Genomic DNA, 10,623 nt, shown 5'->3' with positions numbered 1-10,623 from the left:
GTCAAAACCCTCCCCGTGTCGCCGCGCCGGCCAACAGATTGTCCAACCGCAACATCATCGCGGCGGTCGGTATTGCGGAATGACGGACATCCAGATCGACCGTGACCGTGGTGTCGATCACCCGGTCGTTGGCGGTGTTGGCAACCAGAGCCCCGGTGACCGCGCCGATCATCTGGCGAAGCTGCAACCCGTCGCCCTGCAGATAGACGGTCGACTGGCCATCCGACTGCACAAGTTGCACCGTACCCCATGGCGTCTCGACCGGCGCGGCGTTGGGCAGGACGGCCAGCGGTTGCCCCCCGCCATTGCCCGGCACGGACGCGTCGCCCTGCGTGATGCGGACAAGGGTGGAACCATTGGCGCCCGGCACCAGAAGCTGGGTCGTCCCGCTCTGCTGCTGCACATCTCCGCCCGTATAGACAGCCATATGGGAGGCGTCGTCGAGCGTCATCACGGTGCTGAGCACCCTTTGCCCATTGATCAACGTGTCGACGGTGATGCCAAGCAGAATGTCCATGCCGTTGGGCAGCAGGAAGCCACCCCGAACGGTGGCGAGTCTTTCATCCTTCACTATCGGCGCGCTATCGAACGGGGCTGCCTTTACCGCCACCGGCGCGACGGAGAGGAAGGTCAGGATGCCAAGCAGCCAGATCGGTCTGAACATGCTTCATCTCCCCTTTACATCTCGATCGGGAAGGGCGGGGCGCGGACCAGCGAGAGCGTCTGCAGGCTCACCGGTTCCATCGCCAGCGTCGCGCGGCTGCGCGCGACCAGTGCCCATTCGGACTCACGGCCAAAGCTGTTCTTGCCATGATCGACCTCATCGACCAGCGCGAACAAAATGCCGTTCCACATCTTTGCAAAGCTCTTGCTGTCGATCAGGCGAATACCGAGCGAAGGGTCGCCGACCAGCACCTGCCCGCCCTCCACGCCCTTCACGACGACGAAATGCCGGTAGCCGCGCACATCGATCAGGGCGATGCCGGGAACGCGCGTGCGCGCCACGTCGTCCAGCGTCACGACATAGCCTTCCGCGCGAATGCCGCGTCCGTTCAGATAGCGCTTCATGTCGAGCAGCGAAAAGCCGAGACGGCGGATCTGCTCGCGGTCGCCCCTCTGCCACATGCCCATGAACACCGACTGTTCACTGGCATTGTCGCCATAATGGAAGCGGAGCAGGGTGGCGAGGGCCGCCGAACCACAGCTGAAGTCGTAGCGCTGATGCACCACCGTCAGGAATCGCCGCTCGGCCACGCTGTGGACCGGCACGGCATAATCACCCGCCGTCAACGACAGGGTGCGACCGGGCGCATCGCTGATCGCGGCGCTACAACCGCCCAACATCATCGCCGCGCCCACGGCCATGATCCTAGGGTTGAATCGCGACATTGACCGTCATCGAACTGTTGATGGCGACATTATTGCCCGTATTGATGCTGAACAGCGCCAGCCCGTTGAAATTGTCGAGCGCGCCATTGCCCAGATTGACCATGCCGGTCGTGAAATCCCCGGTGATGCTGTTGCCCTGAACCGAGCTGCTGTTCTGGGTCGTCGCGGTCTGTTCGACGATCCGGATGTCTGCCATGCCGCGCGCCTGCTCCAGCATGCTGTCGGCAACCGGTACCGCACCGGGAGGCTCCGGCTCGGCATAGGCCGGAACGGCGACCAGCCCATGGAGGAAGGCGACGCCCATCGTCGCCGCGATCAAGCAGTTCACGGCCGATCTCCCTTTTTACACTGCTGTTGCGTGGAAAACGCGACCGGCCGCTCCAGGGGGGAAGAGCGGCCGGTCCCGCAGGTCACCGCGTCAAAGTCAATGTTCCGACCGACGCGCTGACGTTCACATTGGCATTTTGCGATGCGTAGAAGCCCGTGTTGACGGTCATCGCATTGAGGCCCGCAAAGTTGGAGAAGGCGCCGTTGTTGAATTCGGCATCCCATGTCATCGTTTGCGACCCCGCGCCTGCGCCGCCCGATCCGGCCGCACCGCCGTTCGCCCCTGCGCCGCCTGCACCACCTGCGCCGCCGCTCGCGTTACCGCCATTGCCGCCCGCGCCGCCGGAGCCGTCGCCGCCGCTTGAGCCGCCGCCATTGCCGCCGGAACCGCCGCCCGTGCCAGATCCGCCGGAACCGCCGGAACCAGCAGGCGCCCAGTTATTGAGATAGACCTCACCGCCCGTCACCGTCGCGGCCAGATTGCTGGGCGTGGTCATGGTGGTATAGGTGTAGGTGGCCGTGCCGCCATTATTTGCCGATCCGATGCCGCTGGAATCGCTGTTGTTCGAATTATCGGTCGGCGTGCTGGTGGTTGTGGTGGTTGTGGTCGGCGTGCTGGTGGTGGTGTTCGTCCAGGTCAACGTCGACCCGTTGTCGGCGGTTATATCCTGGGCCAAAGCCGGCGCGGCTGCCAGCGCGAAAGCGCCGAACGCAATGCCACAATATAGGACGCGCTTCATGACATCTCCTCCTTGCGGATAGGGCTATCACGCACATCGCCGATGACCCGAGGCGGGATTCACGGGAAAGACGATGTCGTGACGCGGCTATATAAACCGTCACGCCGCGCCGCACTTAGCCCCAGACAGGCGCCGCCGCGCTCCCCATATGCGGCAAATCGCTACGCTCAAATGGGGGGAGCGGGCGAAATCAATGGATGTGAATGATGCCGCTCAGGATCGTGCGCACCAATTCGGCCTGCCGATGCGTCCCTGTCTTGGCGAAGACCTGTTTCAGATAAGCCCGCGCCGTCTGCGTCTGGATGCGCATGCGGCCGGCCGCATCCTCGATGGTCGCGCCGCTGACGAGGTGCATGGCGAGCGCGGATTCGGTCGCGGTCAGGCCATGGACTCGACAAAGGGCGGCCACCATCGCCTGCGAATCCTGGTCAGGATCCAATATATAGAGGGCGATGGCCGTCTTTCCCCATATGTCCTGCTGATTGCCCAGGGAGGCGACGACCGCGATCAGCGGGCGATGGCGCACACGATGCAACAACATGACGTGAAAGCTGTTTCCGCTGCCCGAATCAGAGCGAATCGCCGCCTGAAGCCGGACCGCATCATCGAAATCGGTGGCCGCGATCGCATGGCCTGCGCGCCTTATGCCGTCGCCCACGTCCAGCAGACGCTCTGCCCGCGCACTGACAAATACAGGCAATCCGTCGGCATCGAGCAGGATGATCCCGAAATCGAATCGATCGATGGCCCTTGCCAGCCCGTGCCGTATGGCCTGCTCCTGTTCCGATTGCCAGAACATGGCCAGGAACGGCTCGATCCAGGCCTGGAGTTCATGGCAGAGATTGTCGTCCCTGAAACTGGCGTCAGCGCCGGTACTGCACGCCGTCAGGGCCAGAACGCAAGACGGCGCGGCCCGGCAGGGGAAGGTCAGTCGCGTGATGGACTGGCGGGTGGACGGAACGACCGACGGCAAGCGCCAATGGGAATTTTTGGCTCGGGGCACGGCCAGTTCCTCATCGACCACGGCCGCCATGGCCGAAGCGACGCTTTGGGGCATGTTGACAGCCGTGAGGACGCGCGGCGGATCGCCATTCGGACCATGGAGCGTCAACATCCCCATGGACGTGCCCAATCGACCGATGACCAGTTGCAGCAGGATATCCGCCTGAGCATTGGGTCGATGCATATTGGATAGGGAATCCACCTCACCCCCCTTTTACGGCCGGCGCAAGTTAATCTCGCCGCAACGCAAAATATAGGACCCATCGGACCGGAGGATGACTTTTACGGATTAGTCGAAGGGGCGATAATCCGGGAACAGCGCCTCCTTCAGGACGCGTCATTTCATACCCATGTCATGTGCATTCGTACCGATCGCAGCCGATACCTTGGCTGATCAGGCCCGACCACTATCTACCACACCCACCGAACTCTTTGATTATTATGGTGTAATACCAAGATTCACTGATCAGAACCCCTGGGCCCAATCGCGCAGGCCGATCGACATGATGCGCCCGGGCTGTTCGACGAGCCTGTTCCAGGCGTCGCAACAGTGATCGACGATGTCCTCGTGGGAGTTGAACACGCGGTTCGACAGCCAGTTGTCACGCAGGAACTGCCAGATATTCTCCTGCGGGTTGAGCTCGGGGCACTTCGATGGGATCGGGATGATCGAGATATTACCGGGCACGTTGAGCTTGGGCGTCAGATGCCAGCCAGCCTGGTCCATGAGCAGCACGGCGTGCGTGTCAGGAGCGACGGCCAGTGAGATCTCGGCCAGGTGCAGGTTCATTGTGTCGGTGTTGCAGAACGGCAGGATGAGGCCTGCAGCCTTGCCTTCCTGCGGGCAGATCGCGCCGAAGATATAGGCGGAGCTGGTGCGCTGATCATGCGGCGCGGATGGTCGCGTCCCTCGTTTGGCCCAGCGCCGCGTGATCTTGTTCTTCTGTCCGATCCGGGCCTCGTCCGTGAACCAGATTTCTATCGGTGTGCCCCGCGGGAGGCACGCTTTGACCTTGTCCAGCTCGGCGGCAAAGCCCCCCTTTTGAAGGCCTCAATTGCCTCTGGATCCTGGGCATGATGTTTGGGCCGGGCTGACAACTTGCGGTAGCCCAGCGCCCGCAGCTCACGGCTCAGTGTCGGCCTCGAAACCGAGACGGAAAACTCGTCCCATAGCCACTGAGCCAGATCAATGATCCGCCAGCGCACCACGCCGTGCACGGCGGGGATCGGACCCCGTTCGACCATCTCGACGAGGGCTGCGCGGTGGGCAGCGCTCAGGCGCGAGGGCTGGCCCGGCGCCTTCCGGTCGATCAATCCATCGGGTCCGGCCGCGTTGAACCTCAACACCCAGTCGCGGACGATCTGCAGCGTCACCCCGCCGATCCGTGCCGCCTCGGTACGGCTCGACCCCTCATAGATCGCCGCCAGCGCCAGTAATCGCCGCGCTTGCGCGCCATCCTTCGATTTACGGGCCGCGGCCCTCACCAGGGTAGCGTCAAAGTCGGCGCGAAGCGGGATCGGCATGACAAACTCCAGCTCGTTTGCCACCTTGAATCAGCACCGCTCGGACATGGCAACCCCTTATGAGTCAGGCTTTCCGGACGTTGGTATAACTTATCCGCCCTGAACATGGGGAGGCAGGGGAACGGCATGCGTTTCCCCCGGCCTTGGCGGCTGGGCCAATCCGGCTCGATCAGGCCCTCTTCAGGCATTGCCCCCTGTCATGTGCCGGACCGCGACATAGCCGAAGGTCATCGCCGGCCCCAGGGTGACGCCTGCCCCCGGATAGCTTTCGCCCATGGCCGATGCCGCATTATTGCCCACCGCGTAGAGCCCGGAAATGACGTTGCCCTCCTGGTCGACGACCTGCGCTTGGGCGTTGGTCATCAGCCCGCCATTGGTCCCAATATCGCCCGGATAGATGGGCATGGCATAATAGGGTCCCTTGTTCAGCGGACGCAGGCACGGATTGGGGCCATGGCGGGGATCGCCATACATCTTGTCATAGGCCGCTTCACCCCGGTGGAATTCGGGGTCTTCGCCCTTCGCCGCATGGCTGTTGAAGCGCGCGACCGTCGCGGACAGCGTTGCCGGGTCCATGCCGATCTTGGCGGCCAGTTCCTCGATCGACCGCCCCTGCTTCAAAATCTTCCGCACGCCGCTGCCCTGCAGGAAGGTCGGCATCAGCGGATAGAGAGGCCCCATGGGGAATTTATGCCGATATTCATGGTCGAAGATCATCCAGCTGGGCGAGGCATCACCATGCTCGGCCTGACGCCGCGCCATCTGCTGGCCCACGATATGATAGGACGCCGCCTCGTTCAGATAGCGCTGGCCCTGCTGGTTCACCATGATGCAGCCCGGCAGAGCGCGCTCTATGGTGCACAACCGCCCGCGATCCTCGCCCGGCACGTAAAAGACCGGCGCGGCCCAGGCCGACTGCATGTTGAGCGTCCCTGCGCCCACCGCCTCACCGGCCCGGATGCTGTCACCGGTATTGCTGGTCACGCCCCCGGAATATTGCGCGGTGGGATAAAGCGGCGCGTTGTCGTCGCGCATCGCCTGATCCTTGTCGAAGCCCCCGGCAGCCAGCACCACGCCCTTGCGCACGCCGATCCGGTAAGGCTTGCCGTCCCTTTCCACGACCGCGCCCGTCACCTTGCCGTCTTCGCGCACCAACTCCTTGAGCGGCGTTTCCAGCCAGAGCGGCACGCCCTGCCGGTTGAGCGCCATGCGCAGCCCACCGGTCAACGCATTGCCCAGCGTCAGCCGCCGATCCTTGCGCGACGTCAGGCGGAAGGGCAGGTCCAGCCAATATTTCGCCATGTTGACGACCAGATTCTTCATCCACCCCTTGCTGCGGTACAGCAGTTCGTAGGTTTCGGTGAAATGCCAGTTCAGATAGCCGAACAGGCTGGCCGCGGGCGACGGGAAACGCTGTGTACGGATATCTGCGCCCAGCGACTTGCCGTCCAGCGGCTGGGGCAGGTGGGTGCGGAAACCCTGCGCCGATCCGCCCGGATTTTCGGCGTGATAATCGGGATAGGGAAAGGCCATATATTGTACCGGCGTATGATCCATCAGCCAGCGCAACATCGGCGCAGCATTGTCGACATAGGCCCGGATATTCGCATCCGGCACATTATCCGCCGACAAGGCCCGCAAATAGCTGAAGGCATCGTCCAGATTATCGTCAAATCCCGCCGCCTTCGCCGGAGCGCTGCCGGGAATCCAGATGCCGCCGCCTGACGTGGCCGACGTGCCGCCCCATAGGTCCGCCTTTTCGACGATGAGGACATCGGCTCGGCTATGAGAACCCACCAGCGCCGACATCATGCCGCCCGCGCCCGACCCCACCACGAGGATATCGACTTCCTTGTCCCAATTGGTCATGCTTGCCCGCTTCCGAATCCTGTCCAGTCCCGCGGATCGAAGACAGCCACGACCCTCTCCCGCAATATTCACGCATAATGCGGCGCTACTGGCCAAAAAGTCAACTTCATGCGTAGTTATCTAGCAAATATTCTACGATGCACGCCACATCCAGCGGGTTCAATCAGCTGTCAGGCCCCAAATCAGGGACCCAGTTGACGCCGTTGATATGGCCGCCACCGTCCACGAACAGCGTGTTGCCGGTCAGGTAGCGCGCGTCTTCGCTGGCGAGGAACAGGGCGACGCCGCCGATATCCGCTTCAGGATCGCCCATCCGCCCCATCGGATTGGCAGCGGCCGTGGCGGCGGCGACGGCAGGCGCCTGCTCCTGAAACCGGCGATAGCTGGAGGAGACCGCCGCCGGGCACAGGATATTGGCGCAAATGCCATAGCCCGCCCATTCGCGCGCGGCGGTGCGGGTATAGGCGCGCAAGGCTTCCTTGCCCGCATTATAATCGGCGGTGCCCATATGGGCATTGACGCCGTTCAAGGATGCGACGTTGATGATCCGCCCCCAATGCCGTGCGCGCATATGGGGAAAGGCTGCCTCCATCGACCATTTCGCGGCATAGAGGCACATGGCCATGCTGTTTTCGAATATGTCGTCCGACTTGGCTTCGATGCGGCCATGACCCGATCCGCGATAGGCATTGTTCACCAAAATATCGATGCTGCCGAAACGATCGACACAGGCCGCCACTGACCCGGTCACGTCCCCCTTCTTTGTCACGTCAGCGTGGAAGAACGCGGCCTGAGCGCCCATGGCGCACAGATCAGCGGTCACCGCCTCACCCTTTGCAGCGTCGAAGTCGACCACCATCACGGCCCCGCCCTCCCGCGCGAAGCGCCGGGCCATGCCTTCCCCAATGCCGTCGGCGGCGCCCGTGATCAGCGCCGCCCTCCCGGCCAGTCGTCCTTCAGCCATTCGTCATTCCTTATTCCACCCCTGCCATGAAGGGCAGGCAGACGCTGTCAAAGCCCAGGACATGGGCCACGCGTCCCAAACCCGTCCACGCCGCGACACTGTGCGCCAGATCGACGATTTCCGCGTCGGAAAAATGGGCGTGGGCGCGCTCCCAGAAGCCCTCGTCATCGGCGAGGACCTTCGGCTCCTCCGCGAAGCGTTCCGCAAATTCGATGGCGATCCGCTCGCGCGGGCTGAACAGCGGCGACGTGCGCCACTGTTCGACGGCATCGTAAAAGGCCTCGTCAGGAGCGGGTCCATTGTCGGACACCAGATGACCGGGGCGCACGCCGGTCGCCGCGAACATTGACGGCGCATCCTTTGCCGCGCGGAATTGCTGACACACGACGCAACCGTTGATCTGCGCGATGCGCGACCGGGCGCCCTCGAACTCGCGCAACGACAGAATGCTGTGCTGATACACCGCCTTGGAAAAGGCATCGGCAGCAGCCATGATTTCCCGCCCATGTGCGCGGGCGGCATAGCCATGGGGATTGGCCGCCTGATCGGCGGGAATGTCGATGCGGATCATGGACATGCTCCTCTTTCCATCAAAAATATTTGCGCGGGTCGCTCCGTCAGGAAGATACCCCCGGCGCACCCGGAAGACCTTCATAATAATGCCCGGTCAGCATACCGCCATCGACGGCGATCTCCGCCCCAGCCAGATAAGAAGCATCGTCGCTGGCCAGGAACAGGGTCGCCTTGGCCACCTCTTCCGGCCCGCCGACGCGTTGCAGGGGAATGTTGCGGAACCTCTCGCTGACGCTGTCCCGGCTGCGGCCTTCATGGTTGGTCATCACCGTGTCCACGCCGCCGGGATGCACCGAGTTGACGCGAACGCCCCGATGCCCCAGCTCCAGCGCGGCAACGCGGGTCAGGCCGCGAACGCCCCATTTGCTGGAAGAATAGGCGGCCAGACCATTGGCCCCCTTCATCCCATCGACCGAGGAGATATTGACGATCGACCCATTGCCGCGCGCGATCATGCCCGGCGCGACCGCCTTGATGCCCAAGAATTCCCCGACCAGATTGACGTTCAGAACCTTCTCATAGTCCTCCAGCGTCGTATCCAGCAGGGTGCGGAACAGCAGGATGCCCGCATTGTTGACCAATATGTCGACGGGGCCAAGATCCGCCTCGACGGCTGCGACCAGATTTGCCCAGCCTTCCTCGCTGGTGACGTCGTGATGATAGAAACGGGCCGCATCGCCCAGTTCAGCAGCCAGCGCCTCACCCGCTTCATCGAGCAGGTCGGCAATGGCGACCTTCGCGCCTTCCGCCACGAACAGGCGGCTGGTCGCGGCCCCCATGCCACGCGCGCCGCCGGTGATAATGGCGACCTTGTTATGCAAACGATTCATGATTGTCCTTTCCTGAATATTCAATTCATCCCGTTCAGCCGACCGGCACGGGCTGGGTCGCGTCGGCAGGCACCGTCCGGCGCCCCATCGTCATGAACATCAACGCGACCATGGCCGTCCCGCCGATGATGATCCCGACGACCGGGCCATATCCACCCACGGCATCATGCAACACCCCCGCCAGTGGCGGCAGGCAAAAGATCAACGGCAGGGTGAAAAGGCCGAAAAGCCCCATGACGCGCGGCAGGGACGCCTGCCCGAACAAGCGCCCGGCCAGCATGTTGACGGCCGGAAACACCCCGGCTCCGCCGGCCCCCATGAGCAATGCAGCGATCGCCATGAATATGAAATTCAGCGTCGTCGAGAGAATCAGCCAGCTAAGGCAAACGACAATGGCGATCAGCGCCAAGGTGCGCGCCGCACCCAACCGACCGCACAGCAGACCGGTGGCCAGGGCCCCGAGCATGGCAGCCCCCCCCATGATCGACAGCAGCAACGCAGCATGGTTCGCCGCCACGCCCTTTTCAGCCGCGAACGCGGCCAAATGCGACACGCCGGTGATACCCGCCGCATTGATGTACCCCGCGCCGAGACACATCACCCAGAAGGCGGGCCGACCCAATACCGCGCCGGTCGGCAACATGCCATGCGCGGCATGATCGTGGACGGAAGGGTGATGCTGATCCACCGGACCATCCGCTATGGTCAGCATGAAGGGCAGCGCCAGCAGGTGCAGCACGGCGAGCATCAGATAAAGAGCGGTCAATCCATGATCGCGGATCAGCACCGACCCGATGACCGGCAACAGTGCTACAAACAGCGGTACATTCGCAACGCCCAGGGCCGGCCCCGGATTGCTGGGAAACCAATTGCTCGCCAGCACGCTGGAAGGAAAAGGTCCGAACATGGCCAGTCCCACACCGATCGGCAGGGCATAAAGCAGCAGCACCGCCGTCATGCCGGGCGTAACCGCCAACAACGCATAGCCTGCGGCGGACAGCAGCGTGCCGATCGTCATCAGCCAGCGCAGGCCGATCCGCCCGATCAGCGTGCCGGCCACAGGACTGGCAGCCCCCATCATCAGGACACACAGCGCCAGTGCCAGCGTCGCGCCGCCCCGGCTCGCGCCGAATTTCTCCTGCAAGGGAAGAACGGTGACGCCAAAGGCGCCGAAGGCGCATCCCACCGCGACATTTTGCGCCAGGAAAGCACGGAACACCATGCCATACTCCCGCCGCCATCGCAGCGTGGCTGGACTGGCGTTACCGCTGTCGGGGGTTGCAGCCATATCCTCTCCCTTCTTTCAAGAATGAGCAGTCCTACACCGCGAATCGATTCGCGCTTCTCATGTTTTTTCTCTCTCCATAATTGAAATGCGTAGCCGTTGGACGCAAGAGGCGATTGC

The 10,623-nt window shown here is 63.1% G+C and carries 11 protein-coding genes; all 11 read right to left on the bottom strand.

The window, feature by feature from the left end; genetic code table 11:
* Window position 1: 1 nt before the first annotated feature.
* Window positions 2–664 carry a hypothetical protein gene (locus HUK73_RS21605; protein WP_176593880.1) on the bottom strand — a complete coding sequence of 221 codons (663 nt, stop codon included), beginning with the start codon at window positions 662–664 and terminating at the stop codon, window positions 2–4.
* Window positions 665–678: 14 nt separating this feature from the next.
* Entirely contained in the window at window positions 679–1,389 is a 711-nt protein-coding gene (locus HUK73_RS21600; RefSeq protein WP_255326482.1) for a C39 family peptidase, read from the bottom strand.
* The gene (locus HUK73_RS21595; protein WP_176593879.1) at window positions 1,370–1,717 is read right to left on the bottom strand and encodes a hypothetical protein; all 348 of its coding nucleotides are present in this window, start codon (window positions 1,715–1,717) and stop codon (window positions 1,370–1,372) included. The genes HUK73_RS21600 and HUK73_RS21595 overlap by 20 nt, the downstream gene beginning before the upstream one ends.
* Before the next feature lie 82 nt (window positions 1,718–1,799).
* Window positions 1,800–2,456 (bottom strand): hypothetical protein, encoded by a 657-nt coding sequence (locus tag HUK73_RS21590; RefSeq protein WP_176593878.1) that lies wholly within the window; start codon window positions 2,454–2,456, stop codon window positions 1,800–1,802.
* 190 nt (window positions 2,457–2,646) lie between these two features.
* Window positions 2,647–3,642, bottom strand: a complete 996-nt coding sequence (locus tag HUK73_RS21585; protein ID WP_218036676.1) for a helix-turn-helix transcriptional regulator — start codon at window positions 3,640–3,642, stop codon at window positions 2,647–2,649.
* Between the two features lie 282 nt (window positions 3,643–3,924).
* A protein-coding gene (locus HUK73_RS21580; RefSeq protein WP_176592120.1) for an IS630 family transposase occupies window positions 3,925–4,982 on the bottom strand; the annotation gives its coding sequence in 2 pieces (ribosomal slippage) (window positions 3,925–4,494 and window positions 4,497–4,982; 1,056 coding nt in all).
* Between the two features lie 180 nt (window positions 4,983–5,162).
* A complete protein-coding gene (locus tag HUK73_RS21575) occupies window positions 5,163–6,851 on the bottom strand; it encodes an FAD-binding protein (protein WP_176593876.1) in 1,689 nt (562 codons plus the stop codon).
* Window positions 6,852–7,014: 163 nt separating this feature from the next.
* Window positions 7,015–7,815: an SDR family NAD(P)-dependent oxidoreductase gene (locus tag HUK73_RS21570; RefSeq protein ID WP_176593875.1), complete on the bottom strand. Its 801-nt coding sequence runs from the start codon at window positions 7,813–7,815 to the stop codon at window positions 7,015–7,017.
* Window positions 7,816–7,825: 10 nt separating this feature from the next.
* The gene (locus HUK73_RS21565; RefSeq protein ID WP_176593874.1) at window positions 7,826–8,386 is read right to left on the bottom strand and encodes a carboxymuconolactone decarboxylase family protein; all 561 of its coding nucleotides are present in this window, start codon (window positions 8,384–8,386) and stop codon (window positions 7,826–7,828) included.
* Window positions 8,387–8,432: 46 nt separating this feature from the next.
* Window positions 8,433–9,218 carry an SDR family NAD(P)-dependent oxidoreductase gene (locus HUK73_RS21560; RefSeq protein WP_176593873.1) on the bottom strand — a complete coding sequence of 262 codons (786 nt, stop codon included), beginning with the start codon at window positions 9,216–9,218 and terminating at the stop codon, window positions 8,433–8,435.
* 34 nt (window positions 9,219–9,252) lie between these two features.
* Window positions 9,253–10,506: a CynX/NimT family MFS transporter gene (locus tag HUK73_RS21555; RefSeq protein WP_255326481.1), complete on the bottom strand. Its 1,254-nt coding sequence runs from the start codon at window positions 10,504–10,506 to the stop codon at window positions 9,253–9,255.
* Between the last annotated feature and the right edge of the window lie 117 nt (window positions 10,507–10,623).

Source organism: Sphingobium sp. EM0848, assembly GCF_013375555.1.
Classification (GTDB): Bacteria; Pseudomonadota; Alphaproteobacteria; order Sphingomonadales; family Sphingomonadaceae; genus Sphingobium.
Note: the sequence above shows the minus strand (reverse complement) of the source record. Positions and strands in the feature narration are given on the sequence as shown.

What these genes read in the sequence shown, in the direction of transcription:
- HUK73_RS21605 (WP_176593880.1), bottom strand. Translation starts at nt 664, where the DNA reads ATGTTCAGACCGATCTGGCTGCTTGGCATCCTGACCTTCCTCTCCGTC.
- HUK73_RS21600 (WP_255326482.1), bottom strand. Translation starts at nt 1,389, where the DNA reads ATGTCGCGATTCAACCCTAGGATCATGGCCGTGGGCGCGGCGATGATG.
- HUK73_RS21590 (WP_176593878.1), bottom strand. Translation starts at nt 2,456, where the DNA reads ATGAAGCGCGTCCTATATTGTGGCATTGCGTTCGGCGCTTTCGCGCTG.
- HUK73_RS21585 (WP_218036676.1), bottom strand. Translation starts at nt 3,642, where the DNA reads ATGCATCGACCCAATGCTCAGGCGGATATCCTGCTGCAACTGGTCATC.
- HUK73_RS21575 (WP_176593876.1), bottom strand. Translation starts at nt 6,851, where the DNA reads ATGACCAATTGGGACAAGGAAGTCGATATCCTCGTGGTGGGGTCGGGC.
- HUK73_RS21570 (WP_176593875.1), bottom strand. Translation starts at nt 7,815, where the DNA reads ATGGCTGAAGGACGACTGGCCGGGAGGGCGGCGCTGATCACGGGCGCC.
- HUK73_RS21565 (WP_176593874.1), bottom strand. Translation starts at nt 8,386, where the DNA reads ATGATCCGCATCGACATTCCCGCCGATCAGGCGGCCAATCCCCATGGC.
- HUK73_RS21560 (WP_176593873.1), bottom strand. Translation starts at nt 9,218, where the DNA reads ATGAATCGTTTGCATAACAAGGTCGCCATTATCACCGGCGGCGCGCGT.
- HUK73_RS21555 (WP_255326481.1), bottom strand. Translation starts at nt 10,506, where the DNA reads ATGGCTGCAACCCCCGACAGCGGTAACGCCAGTCCAGCCACGCTGCGA.